This is a genomic window from Phenylobacterium aquaticum, assembly GCF_947378715.1.
Classification (GTDB): Bacteria; Pseudomonadota; Alphaproteobacteria; order Caulobacterales; family Caulobacteraceae; genus Phenylobacterium; species Phenylobacterium aquaticum_A.
Window position 1 is genome coordinate 1 of record NZ_CANCLE010000090.1, and the last position, 16,040, is coordinate 16,040.

Consider the following 16,040-nt stretch of genomic DNA (forward strand, 5'->3'; position numbering starts at 1 on the left):
GGCGAGCAGGTGGCCATCGTCGAGGCCATGAAGATGCAGAACATCATCCGCGCCGAGCGCGACGGGGTGGTGAAGGCGGTTGGCGCCAAGGCCGGGGACTCGGTCGCGGCCGACGAGGTTCTGGTCGAGTTCGGGTGAGACTGGCGGGCTGCTCCCCGCTGGGGGTGCTGGCCCGGAGGCCTGGGGGAGCGCCCTCGCTAGAGGGCGGTTGGGGCTGAGGGACGGTATCCGTCCCTTCGGGCCGGCCCCCTCAGCCGGCTTCGCCGACAGCTCCCCCAGCGGGGGAGCAGCACGGACCTAGGGTTTCGGGACGGGCGTCTCGCCCAACCCCACCAACTCGATCTTGAAGACCAGCAGGGCGTCGGGGGGGATGGTTTCCTTGCCGGGGTGGCCATAGGCGAATTCGGGAGGGAGGTAGGCTTCCCAGACGTCGCCGGGGCGCATGAGGCGCAGCAGGGCGACCCAGCCGGGGATCAGCTTGCCGAGTTCGAAGGTGGCGATCCCGTCGGTCGGGCTGACCTCCTGAGAGGTGTTGAACACCTTGCCGTCCAGCAGGCGGCCTTCGTACTTCACCCTGATGGTGCTGGCCCGGGTGGGGTGCGGGCCGTCGGTGGGGCCGGACTTCAACACCTTGTACTGGATGGCCGGCAGGCTGACGACGCCGGCCGCCTTGGCGTTGGCGGCCAGGAAAGCCGCATTGTCGGCCAGGGCGTCGGCGCCGGCGAGCCCAGGGGCGGCGGCGATCAGGGCGGCTAAGGCCAGGGCCAGCTTGTTCATCGGATACGCTCCCGGCCGTGACGGCCGATTGGTGGAATGACGGAGCCTACTATATTGTGCCCGCGAGTCCGATGGAGGCGTCATGAACGGCCAGATCGCGTGGGGAGAGCTGTTCTTCACCGCCACCGGGCGGCTGTCGCGGACGCCGTTCCTGATCGCCAGCGCGATCCTGTTCACGGTTGGCGCGATCTATGAGGCCAGTGTCGGCGCCACCCTGCACTGGCTGACCGGCTGGTTCATCTATCCGGCCCTGATCTATTGCGGCGCCTGCGTGCTGTCCAAGCGGCTGCACGATCGCGGGCGCACCGGCTGGTTCGCGGCGCTGATTCTGTTTTCGCTGGCGGCGCTCTGGCAACAGGCCGGCGGGCTGTTCGGGGCGGCGTTTGCGGTGGTGATGATCTGGGCGGTGGTCGAACTGGGCGTCATGCCGGGCGAACTGGGCGCGAACCGATTCGGCGTGAACCCGCTGCGGCCCCTGGCGGCCTAGACCGGCGGATCGGTCTCGACCGTGGGGCCGAACACCAGTTCGAAGCTGGCCTTGAGGGCCGCGTCGGCGTCGTCGAGGGTGACGGGGAGGCCGAGGTCGACCAGGCTGGTGACCCCGTGGTCGGTGATGCCGCAGGGCACTATGCCGTCGAAGTGGGAGAGGTCCGGCTCGACGTTCAGCGATATGCCGTGGAACGACACCCACTTGCGCAGCTTGACCCCGATGGCGGCGATCTTGTCCTCGCGGGGCGGGGCGCCTGGGACCCGGCGTTCGACCCAGACCCCGACCCGGCCGTCGCGAATCGCGCCTTCCACATTGAAGCGGGCGAGCGCCCCGATGATCCAGGCCTCCAGCGCCGCGACGAAGGCGCGCACGTCGCGCTCACGTCGCGTGAGGTCGAGCATCACATAGGCCACCCGCTGGCCGGGGCCGTGATAGGTGAACTGGCCGCCGCGCGCCGTATGGAACACCGGGAAGCGGTCGGGAGCCAGCAGGTCGCCGGGCTTGGCGGAAACCCCGGCCGTGTATAGGGGCGGGTGCTCCAGCAGCCAGACCAGCTCGCCCGCGCGGCCCTCGGAAATGGCCAGGGCGCGGGCCTCCATGGCGGCGACGGCGGCCGGGTAGTCCACAGGCCGCGACGAGACCGCCCAGCCGCAGAGCGCGGCGTCGGTCCGGGGGAATATCGCCGCCGAGGCGTCGGGATTTAACGAGCGGTCAAGCATGTCGGTCGCAATGTGGCCCTTCAGTCGGCGGTGCGCCATGGGCGCCCTGGTTCGTCAGTAGGGTTGAGGTATCGCGTCTTGGGTCAGGTCAACGCCGTCAATGTCGAGATCGCTGTCGTTCTCGGCCGATCGGTACTCCCCATGCAACAGCTGTTGCGCATGGGTCGGGGCGCGGTGATTCCCCTGGACGCCACGGTCAATGAGGAAGTCTGGATCCTGGCCAACAACCATCCGGTGGCGCGCGGCGAAATCCAGATCAACGACGATCGCATCTCCATCGCCGTCACCCGCGCCGCCAATGTCTATGACTACATGGCCGGCGGTTACGCCTAATTCTCCAGAGCGCTTGCGCCCGGCGTGGGGGTTTGCTACCCCCGCGCCTCACCACGCGCGGTCGTGGCGGAATTGGTAGACGCGCAGCGTTGAGGTCGCTGTGGGGCAACCCGTGGAAGTTCGAGTCTTCTCGACCGCACCAGTGAATCAGGGTCTTTCCCGAGGCTGAAAGCAGATATCGATCCGAAGCTGAGGGAGGTCCGCATGAGCCGCGAAACGGCCGACCTGACCGAAGCCAAGGATCAAATCCCGCCGGAAGCCGAGGAAGACCTTGAAGACCTCGCCCTGGGCGAGGACTACGCCCTAAACCCCGACTATGTGGCCATTGTCGCCGACGCACTGGATCGCGGCGACGCGGAGCGGCTGAGCGAACTGCTCGGCGCCCTGCGGCCCGCCGACGTCGCCGACCTGATGGGCTTCCTATCGTCGGGCGACCGCGAAGAGGTGATCGCCCACCTGGACCCCGAGGCCCTGGCCGAGGTGCTGTCCGAACTGGACCCCGAAATCCGCGAGGACGTCCTCGAACACGTGCCGGCGGCGATCCTCGCCAAGGCCCTGGGCGAGATGGACTCCGACGACGCCGTCGACGTGGTCGAGGACCTGGAGGACGACAAGCGCGCCCAGGTGCTGGCGGCCATGCCGGAAGGCGAGCGCGCCGCGATTGAGACCTCGCTGGGCTATGAGGAGGAGACCGCCGGGCGCCTGATGCAGCGCGAGGTGGTCTGGGCGCCGCAGTTCTGGACCGTGGGCCAGACGATCGACCACTTCCGTCGCGAGGGCGACGCGATGCCGGAGCTGTTCTTCGACGTCTATGTGGTCGACCCGAGCCACATTCCCGTGGGCGCCATTCCGGTCAGCCACCTGCTGAGGACCAAGCGCGAGACGCCGCTGGCCCAGATCATGGAGGCGATCACCGAGATCCCGGTCGATATGGACCAGGAAGAGGTCGCCTACATCTTCAACAAGTACCACCTGATCTCCGCTCCGGTGGTCGAGCCGGGCGGGCGGCTGGTTGGCCAGATCACCGTCGATGACATCGTCGGCGTCATCCAGGAAGAGAGCGAAGAAGACATACTGGCTCTGGCCGGGGTGTCGGACGCCGGTCGCGACGCCGACGTGGTCGGCATCGTCAAGTCGCGCCTGCCCTGGCTGGTGATCAACCTGGCCACCGAGACCCTGGCGGTCAGCGTGGTCGGCGTGTTCCAGGACACCATCGCCAAGGTCATCGCGCTGGCGGTGCTGATGCCGATCGTCTCATCCCTGGGCGGCAACGCGGGGACCCAGGCGCTCACCGTCGCGGTGCGCGCCCTGGCGAGCCGCGAGCTGAACGCCGCCAATGCGGCGCGGATCATCTGGCGCGAGCTGATCGTGGGCCTGTTGAACGGCCTGGTGCTGGCCCTGGTCATGGGGCTGGCCGTGCTGGCCTGGTATCATGACGCCAGGCTGGCCTGGACCATGGGCCTGGCGATCATCGCCAATCTGTTCGTGGCGGCCCTGGCCGGGATCCTGGCCCCGATCGTGCTGGAGCGGCTGGGGCGTGATCCTGCCGTATCTTCGTCGGTGCTTGTCACCTTCGCGACCGATTTCATGGGTTTCTTGGCCCTTCTCGGGATCGCCAGCCTAATCCTGCTGTAATCGGCCCCTATCTTGCCCATAGAGGTCAGGACGTACGCGTCCTTGTCTCAATATGGGTCAACTGGGCATGAAACCGCGTCATCAGGTCTCCAGAGCCGCCATCGAACTGATCAAGAGGTTCGAAGGCTATCGCAGGAAGTCCGCCCGGCTGCCCGATGGCCGCTGGACGATCGGCTACGGCCATACCCTGACCGCCCGGGAGGGCGCGGAAGTCTCGGAAAAGGACGCCGAGGCGCTCCTGATGTACGACCTCATCGCGGTTTCCCACTCGGTCAATGAGTGGACCTACACGCCGCTGACCCAGAACCAGTTCGATGCGCTCTGCGCCTTCGCGTTCAACATCGGGATCGACAACTTCCGTCGTTCCTCGGTGCTGCGTCGGGTCAATGAGGGCCAGCTGCTGCAGGCCGCCTGCGCCATGGAGCTGTGGCGCAAGGCCGACTTCGAGGGCGAGCGGATCGTGATCGACGCCCTGGTCCGTCGCCGCTCAGCCGAGAAGACCCTGTTTCTGACCCCGACCCACGGCTGGATCCCGGTGCCGTCACCGATCCTGCGGCCCAATGTCGACATGGACGCCTCCGGCGCCGTGCCGCGCGAGACGCCGACCGTGCTGAAGGCCTCCATGGATGGCCCTGAAGCCACCATGGTCCGCGAGGTCGTCACACCGATCCTGCCGGTGGTTCCGGACGAGGAGGGGCCGAGCCCCACCCAGACGGCCGCAGCGGCCGTCACCTCGCGCCTGTCGACCATCTTCCGTGAGGATCCGGCGCCGGTCGCTGTCGAGCCGGTCGTGCCTGTGGCGGTCATCCCTGTGGCGGTCGAGCCCGCGCCGGTCCCAGTGCCGTCCCCGGCGCCCTCGCCGGTCGAGACGCTGGTCGTTGCGCCAGAGCCCGAACCCGCGCCGGTTCCGCTGGTGATCGCCGCGCCGCCTGCGCCGGAGTCCTTCGCGCCGCCGCTGGCGCCGATGGCCCTGGCCTCGGGCGACCGGGTCTTCACCCTGACCCCGCCGGAACCGGAGATGGACGCCCCGCAGGTCGCGCCGACCCGCATGGAGTTGCCGACTGCGGCCAACGAGTCCGGCCCCAGCCTGTTCGATCCGCGCCCGGCCTTCGCCAATGACGAGCTGGCCCAGCCGGAGCCGCCGCGCGCCCAGGCCCCGGCCCGCCGGATCCTGATCGACGATACGGAGCTGGATTTCGATCCGGCCTTCGAGGACCTGTCGGCGGAGCAGCCGAAGCTCAGCCTGCTGCCCTTGCTGGCCCTGGCGATCACCGGCCTGGCCTTCTTCGCCGGTGGCCTGTTCTGGGCGGCCAATGTCCGTCCCGACGTGGACGGCGGACTGTTCAACCCGATGACCGTGGGCTGGATGGCGGGGATCGCCGGCATCGGCTTCTTCGGTGTCGCCGCCTATCTGATGCTGGGTCGCCTCGGCCACGCCGAACTGACCGAAGACGAAGACGGCGACCAGGATCACTGATCGACGCCAGGTCTGGGGGGACTTGGGAAGGGGCTCGCCGCACGGCGGGCCCCTTCGTCGTTTCCGGACCCTCTCGCGAGGCGTTTGGGTTGGTGCTAGTCGTGGCGGATGATCCCGAATTCTGGACCTTCGCTGGACTTCGCCCTGGGCGAGACCGCTGACGCCATCCGCGAGACCACGGCGCGCTTCGCCGCCGACCGCATCGCCCCCATCGCCGCCGAGATCGACGCGAGCAATCTCTTTCCGCGCCAGCTGTGGCCCCAGATGGGCGAGCTGGGCCTGCACGGGATCACGGTCGAGGAGGAGTATGGCGGGCTGGGCCTGGGCTATCTCGACCACGTGGTGGCGATGGAGGAGATCAGCCGCGCCTCCGCCTCCGTAGGGCTCAGCTATGGGGCCCACTCCAATCTCTGCGTGAACCAGCTGCGCCGCTGGGGCTCGGAAGAGCAGAAGCGTCGCTATCTGCCCGGCCTGATCAGCGGCGAGCATGTGGGGTCGCTGGCCATGAGCGAGGCCGGATCCGGCTCCGACGTGGTCTCCATGCGGCTGAAGGCCGAACGGCGCGGCGACCGCTTCGTGCTGAACGGGACCAAGTTCTGGATCACCAACGCCCCGCACGCCGACGTACTGGTGGTCTATGCCAAGACCGCGCCGGAGGAGGGGGGCAAGGGCATCACCGCCTTCCTGATCGAGAAGGGCTTCAAGGGTTTCACCGTCAGTCCCAAGCTCGACAAGATGGGCATGCGCGGCTCCGACACGGCCGAGCTGGTGTTCGAGGACTGCGAGGTCCCGGAAGAGAACGTCATGGGGCCGATGAACGGCGGGGTCGGCGTGTTGATGAGCGGGCTCGACTACGAGCGCGCCGTGCTGTCGGCCGGGCCGCTGGGGATCATGCAGGCCTGTATCGACGTGGTCCTGCCCTATGTCCGCGACCGCAAGCAGTTCGGCAAGCCGATCGGCTCCTTCCAGCTGATGCAGGGCAAGATCGCCGACATGTATGTCGCGCTGAATTCGTCGCGGGCCTACGTCTATGCCGTGGCGCGGGCCTGCGACGCCGGGCGCACCACGCGGTTCGATGCGGCCGGCGCGATCCTGATGGCCTCTGAGAACGCGGTGAAATGCGCGGCGGAGGCCATCCAGGCCCTGGGTGGGGCGGGCTACACCAAGGATTTCCCGGTCGAGCGCCTGCTGCGCGACGCCAAGCTCTATGACATCGGGGCGGGGACCAATGAGATCCGCCGCTATCTGATCGGCCGCGAGTTGATCGGAGCGTGAGGCGGCTGGGCGCCCTCGCGATGGCGATGGCGCTGGGCGGTTGCGCGGGCCTGCCCTTGGCCTGTCCGGCGGGGCAGGCCGGCGCGCGGGAGGTCCGGCTGGTGTTCGGGCGCAATATCGCCGGCCAGCCGGGGGTGTCGGAGGCGGACTTCCGGGCCTTTGTCGACGCCGAGCTGACGCCGCGCTTTCCCGACGGCCTGACGGTGATCGACGCCCAGGGCCAGTGGCGGGGCGCGGCGGCGACGCCGGAACGCGAGGCGTCCAAGCTGGTGCTGCTGGTCCTGGCGGCCAAAGCGGCGGGGGCCGACGCCAAGCTCGAGGCGGTGCGGGCGGCCTACAAGGCCCGCTTCCGCCAGGAGTCGGTGATGATCCTCAGCCAGCCGGTCTGCGCCGGCTTCTGACGCGCGGCGCCCGAACCGGTGAAAGGCCGCCGGGGGGACCCGGCGGCCTTCCCGCTGACAGGTCAGTCGCGGCTCCTAGGAGCCTCTCCAGACGCGGCCTGACCGTCAGCGCCCGTCCCTGGGCTCGCGAGGTCAGTGAGGACGGTTGACCGAGGTCTGAGCCGAGACGCCCGCGCCGACGGAAGCGTCCGCCTTGGGCGTCGAGGCCTTGGCTGAGCTATCGGTCGCGACGCCCGCGCTGACGCTGGACGGCAGGGCGGTGGCGGCCTTGGCCGAGGTGTTGACCGCGGCGTCCGTCGCGCCCGTGGCGGTGGCGGTCGCGGTGGTCTTGGCCCTGTGGGCGACATGGCGGGTCTTGCCGGCCGTGGTGGCGGCGGTCCCGGTCGCGGTCGTGGCGGCGCCGGTCACCGGGGCGGTGACGCTGGAGGTATCGCCGGACACCTGGCCCGTGGCCGAGCCGGTGAGATCGCCGGTGACGCCGCCCAGGGGGGCGGAGCCGGTCAGGCCGCCTGTCAGTCCGCCGCCGGCCGAGCCGCCGATGAGCTGGGCGTTGGCGGTCGCGCCGAAGGCGAGGAGGGCGGTGGCGGCGGCCGCCGCGAGCGTGATGGTCTTGCGCATTTGAAGCTCCAATTCCACGAGCCATGGGGGCGGCTCTGGGGAGTCAAACGCGCGAGAGGGGGCAAAGGGTTGCACCTGAGCCTGAGATTTGGCCGAGACCCGCCCGGCGCGGGGGGACGCCAGGCGGGCCTCAAGGCCTGGTCGGCGCGAAGATCAGGCGCTGACGTTGACGACGTCGCCGGCCGCCTGGACGCGGTCCTTGGGCGGGGCCGGCGGCGGCGTGGAGCCGCCGGACTGGGTCTGAGCCTGAAGCAGGGCCTGGGCGCGCGCCTGGGCCTGTTCGCGGGACGCGGTGGCCTCGGCGCTCAGTCGGATGGCGTCGGCCGTGGCCTTGGCGACCACCTCGGTCTGCTTCTTGAGATTGCCGCCATTGGCCCCGTCCTCGGGCTTGGCCGGGTCGATGCCTTGCTTGGCGTATTCGCGGTCTGTGGCGCCGCGGCACCTGAATCCGTTGACGACGTCCATGCGTGTCTCCGTCAGTTTGGAGCCGCAGAATGGCACGGTCGTCGATAAGGCTTTGTTTGCAAACGATGTTAGCGGAAATTCAGCATGCCAGAGCCCCCGAGAGCGGCGCCTGGACATGCGAAGGGCCGGCCCATTGTCGGGGCCGGCCCTTCCATTGTCGGACCGCCTGGCGGTCCCGTAATCCGTCGCCCCGAGAGCCCCTTTCGATCCATCGGATCGGATAAAAAGGGTTCTAAAGCAAATAGTTAGAGCGTCTTTGAATCCGAAAGGCGCGTCGCACCTTTCGGAAGACGTTCTAGGCTTTCGCCTCGGTAACGGAGGCCCAGATCACGGTTTCCACTTGCGGATGAAGACAATGAGACACTGGGTCACCTCCTTTCAGCTGTTGAGACAGGACCCCGACTATGTGCCCGCTTTGCGCAGCTGGCAAATGCGGTTGTCGGTCGCGGGGTGAGTTTCAGCGAACCGCCACGCCGGCAGGCGCCGGATCGCGGCGGCCCCGGCGACGGCGCAGCTCGGTGACCGGCCGCTTGAGCTTGTCGAGCGCCTCGATCATCGCCTGATAGCCATCGGCCACGGCGGGCGAATAGGCGTCCCAGTCGCGGATCTCGACACCGGTCACCTCGGGGGCGACCAGCACGTCGGTGGCGTCACGGGCGGCCACGTGGTCACGCCAGGAGGAGACGGTGGCGGCCCGCATCAGGAGTGAGACGATCGGTGGGCCCTTGCGCCACTGGCCGGAGAAAATCCAGCGCCAGACCGAGGCCGGGCGCGCCACGTCGTCGGCGGTGATCGAGCGGCCCCGGGTGACGTCGACGCCGACGATGGGGCCGATGTGGTAGACGCGCAGCACGTCGGCGGGGAAGTTCTTCAGCACCGCGCCGTCGACCAGCACGTCATTGTGGTCGATCGCCGGGGGCATGACGCCGGGCAGGGAGATGCTGGCCCGCAGGGCGTCGCGCAGCAGACCCCGGCGGTGAACCTGATAGGCGCCCTTGGTCAGGTTGGTGGAGACGCAGAAGAAGGGCAGCCAGAGGTCGGAGATCTCGACGTCGCCGAAATGGGTGGCCAGCCGCTCGCGGACCTTGATGCCCAGGGTCATGGCCAGGATCGGGATGGCGATGTCGTCGAGCGGGCTGGTGTTGACGAAGGCGTCCTGGATGCGGTGGTCCATCTCCGGACCGTCCCAGCCCATGGCGACCCCGGCGGCGATCACCGCGCCCATGGAGACTCCGGCCACAAAATCGATGGGCACGCCGCGCTCGCGCAAGGCCCGGATGGCGCCGACATGGGCATAGGCCCGCGCGCCGCCGCCTGACAGCACCAGGCCCACCGACTGGCCGGCCAGGGTGCGGGCGATACGCTTGAAGTCCTCTGAATTGTCGCGGCGCAGGTGGAACAGACGGGCCGGCTGGGCGGCGTCCATCCAGGCCTCGGAGCCGGTGGGCCGGATGCAGTCGCGCTTCTGGACCAGGATCAGGTCGGCCAGGTTCTGGGCCTGGAGGGGGTCGTTGCCGGTCAGCACCCCGCCAGGCGGCGGCGGAAAGTCGCCGCGCCCGACCCGGAACAGCCGGTCGACCTGGCGCGACACCACCTGCCGCCAGCCGAGCTCCGGGGTCTCGGCGGCGTAGAGCACGAAGTCATATTCCCGCTCGACGTCGGAGAACCATTCGGTGGGGGCGTGCTGGGCCTCGACGCCCAGGACCGTGACCATGTAGCCGAGCTTGCCGATCTCGCGGGCGATGCGGTCGACCAGGGGTCGGATCGGGGTGGGTTCGCCGACCCCGATGAAGCCATAGACCGAGGGTTCGCCCACAGAGGCCTTTGTGGCGGCCTGGCGGCTGCGCAGGATCATCAGGCGGGCCAGTTCGGTCATCACCGCCGGGTCGGACTCGCAGGCCTCGAAGAACACGTCGCGGGGCAGGGAGAAGATCTCGGAATCGCGCAGGGCGACGACGTGGCCGGAGTGCGGAACCCCGGCGACCAGGGCCATTTCGCCGGCCGGTTCACCCGGTCGGATCACCCCCAGGAACTGCTTCTCCTGGCCTTCCTCGCCGCGAAAGGCGCCCAGGCGGCCGGCGCGGACGAAGTAGAGATGGTCGGAAGGCTCGCCGGCGTCATAGAGGGTCGCGCCGCCCGGCAGGGAAAACCAGGCCGCCTCGCCCTGGGCCCGCTCATCCTCGAACAGGCGGGCCAGGGCCGAATCGTCGGGAATGTCCGGAAGGTTCGCCACGGCTACGGAACCTAGCCTGCGCCGCTCCGCCCGGCTATGCCTTGGCCATGCCCGTCATCAAGACCGCCATCCAGCCCCGCAGCGACGCTTATCTGGCCAATGAGAAGGTCAACCGCGCCCTGGCCGACCAATTGCGCGAGCGCGCCGCCCTGGCCGCCCTGGGGGGGCCGGAAGACTCACGCAAACGCCATGTGTCGCGCGGCAAGCTGCTGCCCCGGGATCGGGTCATGCGGCTGCTGGATCCCGGCGCGCCATTCCTGGAGGTGGCCGGACTGGCCGCTCACGGCCTCTATGGCGACGAGGCGCCGGGCGCCGGCGTGATCACCGGCATCGGCCGGGTTTCGGGCCGTGAGGTGATGATCGTGGCCAATGACGCCACGGTGAAGGGCGGGGCCTATTTTCCGTTGACGGTGAAGAAGCATCTGCGCGCCCAGGAGATCGCCCAGCAAAATCGGCTGCCCTGCATCTATCTGGTGGACTCAGGCGGGGCGAACCTGCCGCACCAGGCCGAGGTGTTTCCCGACCGCGAGCATTTCGGCCGCATCTTCTTCAACCAGGCGCGGATGAGCGCCGAAGGCATAGCCCAGATCGCCTGCGTGATGGGCTCCTGCACGGCGGGCGGGGCCTATGTGCCGGCCATGTCGGACGAGACGGTGATCGTGCGCGGGGCGGGCGAGGAGAGCCAGGGCACCATCTTCCTGGGCGGTCCGCCCCTGGTGAAGGCGGCGACCGGCGAGGTGATCAGCGCCACCGACCTCGGCGGGGCCGACGTGCACGGCCGCAGATCCGGCGTGGTCGACCATGTGGCCACCGATGACGAGCACGCCCTGCAGATCGTCCGGTCCATCGTCGCCAATCTGAATACGGTCAAGGCGGTCGAGCTGGACCTGGCCGAGCCCGAGGCGCCGCTGTTCGATCCGCAGGAGCTCTACGGTGTCGTGCCGTCGGACGTGCGCGCGCCCTATGACGTGCGCGAAGTCATCGCCCGGATCGTCGATGGCTCGCGGTTCGACGAGTTCAAGGCGCTGTACGGCACGACCCTGGTCACCGGCTTCGCGCGGATCTGGGGCCAGCCGGTGGCGATCCTCGCCAATAACGGCGTGCTGTTCTCGGAGAGCGCGCTGAAGGGCGCTCACTTCATAGAACTGGCCTGCAAGCGCAGGATTCCGCTGGTGTTCCTGCAGAACATCTCAGGCTTCATGGTCGGTGGGAAATACGAGGCCGGCGGCATAGCCAAGGACGGCGCCAAGTTGGTGACGGCGGTGGCCTCGGCTGAGGTTCCCAAGTTCACCGTGCTGATCGGCGGCTCGTTCGGGGCGGGCAATTACGGCATGTGCGGCCGGGCCTATTCGCCCCGCTTCCTGTGGACCTGGCCCAACAGCCGGATCAGCGTGATGGGCGGGGAACAGGCCGCCAGCGTGCTGGCCACGGTTCACCGCGACGCGGCCAAATGGACGCCGGCCGAGGAAGAGGCCTTCAAGGCTCCGGTGCGCCAGAAGTACGAGGACGAGGGCAATCCCTATTTCGCCACCGGCCACCTGTGGGACGACGGGATCATCGATCCGGCCCAGACCCGCGATGTATTGGGATTGTCGATCTCGGCGGCGCTGAACGCCCCGATCCCGGAGACGCGGTTCGGCGTCTTCCGGATGTAGCTCAGCCGCCGAAGCCGCCGCGGGCCAGTTCGCCAACCAGGACGCCGAGGCTCGCGGCGCAGGCCACGACGCCCATGACCAGGGCGATGCGGGCGGTCTTGCGACGCTGCTGATCAAGTTGGACGGCGCGACGGCCTGCTGCGCCGGTCGGGCGGCCCGTGACGGTGATCAGCTGGGTCAGGCTCGGAGCGATCGAGCCGTTGCGGTCCATCACGAGACGCATGGTGACATCCTCATATCGGCCGCGCGGCGCGACCAGCGATCGGTTCAACAAGAACGGCGAACGATCCCACCGGGGAGGAGGAGTTCGCGAGGCGCCGACGATTCGGGCGCGCAGCACTGACAGTGGGCGCTCGTTAACAGTATCGCGCACCCAAAGGTCAAGGCGCATTTGGTGGGGCGGGTTCTGGATCCAGGTCTTGACCCCCGTCACAGGCGAGTTTTACGCGCGACCCATGTGCAGCGCGTCGCTTCCGGTCTATCTGGGACGCCATCGTTCTTCGTGAGGCCTGTCATGCCCAACCCCATCGCCGACGCCCTGGTCGAGGGCGTCGATTCGGACGCCCATTCGCCCCTGGTCCAGATCGCGGCCACCTCCGAGGGCGTGGTGGAGCTGACCCTTAACCGGCCCGAGCGCCGCAACGCCTTCAACGCCGCCCTGATCGCCGCCCTGCATGAGGCGTTCCTGACCCTGCACGGGTCGGAGCATGTGCGGGTGGTGTTCATCCGCGGCGCCGGCGCGACGTTCTGCGCGGGCGCTGATCTCGACTGGATGAAGGCGGCGGCCGGGCACACCGAAGCCGACAACCGCGACGACGCCCTGCAGATGGCCAAGATGTTCAAGGCCCTGTGGGACATCCCGGCGCTGACCGTGGCGGTGATCGAGGGCGGGGCCTATGGCGGCGGCGCCGGCCTGGCGGCGGCCTGCGATCTGGCGGTGGCGACGGAAGCCGCGACCTTCAGCTTCTCCGAGGTGCGGCTGGGCCTGATCGCGGCGACCATCAGCCCCTATGTGGTGGGCGCCATCGGCCCGCGCGCGGCGCGCGGCCTGTTCGCCACGGGGCGAGTGTTCGACGCCGCCCATGCCGAGAAGATCGGGCTGATCACCCAGGTGGTCCCCGACACGGCGGGCCTGGCTGCGGCCTGCGAGACGATCGCTGGTGAGATGATGGCCTGTGCGCCCGGGGCGGTCGCGGCCTCCAAGGCCCTGGTCAATGACGTGGCCTTCCGGGCGATTGACCATGGGCTGATGGACGAAACCGCCAAGCGGATCGCCCGCGCCCGGGTCGGCGAGGAAGGCCAGGAGGGCGTCCGCGCCTTCCTGGAGAAGCGCAAGCCCAGCTGGGCGCAATAGGTCAAGCAGGCGGGGGCGCATGACGGGGGCCGATCTCGAGGTGGCGGCGGCGGACTCGGTCCGCGAGCTGTTCCGGCGCAAGCCGGAGCCCTTCACGCGCCAGGGTGAGCCCTGCGCCAACTGCGGTACGCCGCTGGAGGGCCACTATTGCCATGAGTGCGGCCAGAACAGCGACACCCACCACCGCTCGCTGCTGCATCTGATCGTGGAAGCCATCGAGGGGATGTTCCACCTCGACGGCCGGCTGGCGCGCACCGTGCCGCTGCTGTTCTTCAAGCCGGGGGTGCTGGCCAAGGACTATATGGAGGGCCGGATCGCGCGCCACGTGCCGCCATTCCGCACCTTCCTGGTGGCGCTGCTGCTGTTCATCTTCGCGGCCGAACACGCGATCCACGGCGTGCAGCATCAGGCGCAGGAGGTGGCGCGCAAGCGGGCCGAGGCCCTGCAGACCCCGCAGGGGCGGACGACCGAGGCGGCGCGGATGCGGACCATGGCCGCGACCGTGCGCGACGCGGCGCTTAAGGCCTTGGACGAGACCCGCGACGAGAACCTGAAGGACGGCGACATGCCGCGGGCCAAGGTGCTGGCCAAGCATGACTCGTCGCAGAAGTTCATCCAGGCCCAGTACGCCCGCGAACTGGCCAAGGCGGACCTGCTGGAACACGATCCCGAAGCGGGCAAGCGGGCGCTGGAGGCCAGCGAGCATGTCGGCAAGAGCGCCGCCGACCAGCTGCGTGGCATGACCGATGACGCCGAATCGGCCGCTGTGGCGGGCGAAAAATCGACGCTCGGGGTCGAGATCGCCGGGGTGAAACTCAAGCCCTCACCCCCGCGCAAGGGGGAGGGCCCCCATGACAAGGAATGGTTCAAGGCCCAGCTCGCCAAGGCCCTGGACAACCCCGAATACTATTTCATGGTGATGTTCGGCTGGGCCCACCGGCTGGCGGTGCTGCTGCTGCCGATCATCGGGCTGAGCCTGGCGCTGGTCTATGTGAACAAGCGCCAGTACTTCATCTACGACCACCTGCTGGTGGCGACGAACCTGTTGTCCTTCGCCTTCCTGACCAATGCGCTGGGCTTCATCCTGCCGGCCTGGGCGGCGGGATTCTGGTTCCTGATCCTGATATTCTGGACCCCGATCAACCTGTTCCAGACCCTGCGAGGGGGCTATGGTTCCAGCATTCCGGGCGCGCTGTTCAAGACCCTGTTTGTCTGGTTCAGCAGCGTGTTCGCCTTCAGCCTGCTGCTCTCCGGCCTGATGTTCTTCAGCCTGGCCCAACTCTAGGAAATCTCCGCGCGTGATCAGCTCCGTCCTTGTCGCCAACCGGGGTGAGATCGCACGCCGGGTGTTTCGCACCGCGCGGCGGATGGGGATCGCCACCGTGGCCGTCTATTCCGAGGCCGACGCCCTGGCGCCGCACGTGGCCGAGGCCGACCAGGCTGTGCTGATCGGCCCGCCCGCCGCCCGCGAAAGCTATCTGTTGGGCGAGAAGATCATCGCCGCCGCCCGGGCGACCGGGGCCGAGGCCATCCATCCGGGCTATGGCTTCCTGTCCGAGAACGCCGCCTTCGCCCAGGCGGTGATCGACGCCGGCCTGGTGTGGATCGGGCCGCCGCCCCAGGCGATCCTGGCCATGGGGCTGAAGGACGCCGCCAAGTCACTGATGATCGCAGCCGGCGTGCCGGTGACGCCCGGCTATCTGGGCGAGGACCAGTCGCTGGCGCGGCTGCAGGCCGAGGCCGACGCCATTGGCTATCCGGTGCTGATCAAGGCCGTGGCCGGCGGCGGCGGCAAGGGCATGCGCAAGGTCGAGACCGGCGCCGCCTTCGCCGAGGCCCTGGCCTCCTGCCAGCGCGAGGCCGCAGCCTCGTTCGGCGACGACCGGGTGCTGATCGAGAAATATGTCACTCGTCCGCGCCATATCGAGGTGCAGATCTTCGGCGACTCCTTCGGCGAGGTGGTCCACCTCTATGAGCGCGACTGTTCCCTGCAGCGCCGCCACCAGAAGGTCATCGAGGAGGCGCCGGCCCCGGGCATGAGCGCCGAGGCGCGGAAGGCCGTCACCGACGCGGCGGTCAAGGCGGCCAGGGCCGTCAACTATCGCGGCGCCGGCACGGTGGAGTTCATCGCCGACGCCAGCGAGGGCCTGAGGCCCGGCCGCATCTGGTTCATGGAGATGAACACTCGCCTGCAGGTGGAGCATCCGGTCACCGAGGCGGTCACGGGCGTCGATCTGGTCGAGTGGCAGTTCCGGGTCGCCTCCGGCGAGGCCCTGCCGCTGCGCCAGGACGAGATCGTGCTCAGCGGCCATGCGCTGGAAGCCCGGCTCTATGCCGAGAACCCGGCCGGCGGCTTCCTGCCCTCGATCGGGGTGCTGGAGCACTTCCGCATGCCTGAGGGAATCCGCGTCGACAGCGCTGTTGAGGAGGGCGACGCGGTCTCGCCCCACTACGACCCGATGATCGCCAAGCTGATCGCCCACGCGCCCACCCGCGAGGGGGCCAGCGACCGCCTGGCCCAGGCCTGCGCCGAGGTCGAGGTCTGGCCGGTCAAGACCAATGCCGGCTTCCTGGCCCGCTGCCTGGACCATCCCGACTTTATCGCCGG

17 protein-coding genes and 1 tRNA gene are annotated in these 16,040 nt (G+C 68.8%); 12 read left to right on the plus strand and 6 right to left on the minus strand.

The window, feature by feature from the left end:
* Positions 1–138 (plus strand): biotin/lipoyl-containing protein (locus Q7P21_RS12635; protein ID WP_304177355.1); only part of this gene is annotated, 138 nt, incomplete at its 5' end.
* A gap of 159 nt (positions 139–297) precedes the next feature.
* Here the strand turns inward: Q7P21_RS12635 and Q7P21_RS12640 are convergent.
* A complete protein-coding gene (locus Q7P21_RS12640) occupies positions 298–777 on the minus strand; it encodes an FKBP-type peptidyl-prolyl cis-trans isomerase (protein ID WP_304177350.1) in 480 nt (159 codons plus the stop codon).
* An 82-nt stretch (positions 778–859) separates the two neighbouring features.
* Here Q7P21_RS12640 and Q7P21_RS12645 point away from each other — a divergent pair, with 82 nt between their 5' ends.
* Positions 860–1,264, plus strand: coding sequence for a DUF805 domain-containing protein (locus Q7P21_RS12645; RefSeq protein WP_304177351.1), 405 nt, complete (start codon positions 860–862; stop codon positions 1,262–1,264).
* Here the strand turns inward: Q7P21_RS12645 and lipB are convergent.
* Positions 1,261–1,986 (minus strand): lipoyl(octanoyl) transferase LipB, encoded by a 726-nt coding sequence (gene lipB, locus Q7P21_RS12650; protein WP_304167163.1) that lies wholly within the window; start codon positions 1,984–1,986, stop codon positions 1,261–1,263. The two genes, Q7P21_RS12645 and lipB, sit on opposite strands and share 4 nt — an antisense overlap.
* A gap of 30 nt (positions 1,987–2,016) precedes the next feature.
* Between lipB and Q7P21_RS12655 the strand changes: the two genes are divergently transcribed.
* The 6 genes from Q7P21_RS12655 to Q7P21_RS12680 all read left to right on the plus strand — a co-directional run bounded on the left by Q7P21_RS12655 (position 2,017) and on the right by Q7P21_RS12680 (position 7,107).
* Positions 2,017–2,319, plus strand: a complete 303-nt coding sequence (locus tag Q7P21_RS12655) for a FliM/FliN family flagellar motor switch protein (protein WP_304166412.1) — start codon at positions 2,017–2,019, stop codon at positions 2,317–2,319.
* 57 nt (positions 2,320–2,376) lie between these two features.
* Positions 2,377–2,461 (plus strand) — tRNA-Leu (locus Q7P21_RS12660).
* A 62-nt stretch (positions 2,462–2,523) separates the two neighbouring features.
* A complete protein-coding gene (mgtE, locus tag Q7P21_RS12665; protein ID WP_304166404.1) occupies positions 2,524–3,954 on the plus strand; it encodes a magnesium transporter in 1,431 nt (476 codons plus the stop codon).
* Positions 3,955–4,021: 67 nt separating this feature from the next.
* The gene (locus Q7P21_RS12670) at positions 4,022–5,431 is read left to right on the plus strand and encodes a lysozyme (protein ID WP_304177352.1); all 1,410 of its coding nucleotides are present in this window, start codon (positions 4,022–4,024) and stop codon (positions 5,429–5,431) included.
* Positions 5,432–5,539: 108 nt separating this feature from the next.
* A complete protein-coding gene (locus Q7P21_RS12675) occupies positions 5,540–6,706 on the plus strand; it encodes an isovaleryl-CoA dehydrogenase (RefSeq protein ID WP_304166399.1) in 1,167 nt (388 codons plus the stop codon).
* Between the two features lie 20 nt (positions 6,707–6,726).
* Entirely contained in the window at positions 6,727–7,107 is a 381-nt protein-coding gene (locus Q7P21_RS12680) for a DUF3574 domain-containing protein (protein WP_304166396.1), read from the plus strand.
* Between the two features lie 132 nt (positions 7,108–7,239).
* Here Q7P21_RS12680 and Q7P21_RS12685 read toward each other — a convergent pair whose 3' ends face one another.
* From Q7P21_RS12685 to Q7P21_RS12695, 3 genes are all read right to left on the minus strand, one after another.
* Positions 7,240–7,725: a hypothetical protein gene (locus Q7P21_RS12685; RefSeq protein ID WP_304166393.1), complete on the minus strand. Its 486-nt coding sequence runs from the start codon at positions 7,723–7,725 to the stop codon at positions 7,240–7,242.
* Positions 7,726–7,878: 153 nt separating this feature from the next.
* On the minus strand, positions 7,879–8,190 hold the full coding sequence (locus tag Q7P21_RS12690) for a hypothetical protein (protein ID WP_304166390.1): 312 nt from the start codon (positions 8,188–8,190) through the stop codon (positions 7,879–7,881).
* Between the two features lie 457 nt (positions 8,191–8,647).
* Positions 8,648–10,423, minus strand: a complete 1,776-nt coding sequence (locus Q7P21_RS12695; RefSeq protein ID WP_304166387.1) for a patatin-like phospholipase family protein — start codon at positions 10,421–10,423, stop codon at positions 8,648–8,650.
* A gap of 47 nt (positions 10,424–10,470) precedes the next feature.
* Here Q7P21_RS12695 and Q7P21_RS12700 point away from each other — a divergent pair, with 47 nt between their 5' ends.
* Positions 10,471–12,078: a carboxyl transferase domain-containing protein gene (locus Q7P21_RS12700; RefSeq protein WP_304166385.1), complete on the plus strand. Its 1,608-nt coding sequence runs from the start codon at positions 10,471–10,473 to the stop codon at positions 12,076–12,078.
* Position 12,079: 1 nt separating this feature from the next.
* Here the strand turns inward: Q7P21_RS12700 and Q7P21_RS12705 are convergent, their stop codons facing one another.
* Complete coding sequence (locus tag Q7P21_RS12705; protein ID WP_304166382.1) at positions 12,080–12,301, minus strand: hypothetical protein; 222 nt, start codon at positions 12,299–12,301, stop codon at positions 12,080–12,082.
* 291 nt (positions 12,302–12,592) lie between these two features.
* Here Q7P21_RS12705 and Q7P21_RS12710 point away from each other — a divergent pair, with 291 nt between their 5' ends.
* From Q7P21_RS12710 to Q7P21_RS12720, 3 genes are all read left to right on the plus strand, one after another.
* Entirely contained in the window at positions 12,593–13,432 is an 840-nt protein-coding gene (locus tag Q7P21_RS12710) for an enoyl-CoA hydratase-related protein (protein ID WP_304166380.1), read from the plus strand.
* 19 nt (positions 13,433–13,451) lie between these two features.
* Positions 13,452–14,717, plus strand: coding sequence for a DUF3667 domain-containing protein (locus Q7P21_RS12715; RefSeq protein WP_304166378.1), 1,266 nt, complete (start codon positions 13,452–13,454; stop codon positions 14,715–14,717).
* Positions 14,718–14,730: 13 nt separating this feature from the next.
* A partial coding sequence (locus tag Q7P21_RS12720; protein ID WP_304177353.1) for an acetyl/propionyl/methylcrotonyl-CoA carboxylase subunit alpha occupies positions 14,731–16,040 on the plus strand: 1,310 nt, incomplete at its 3' end.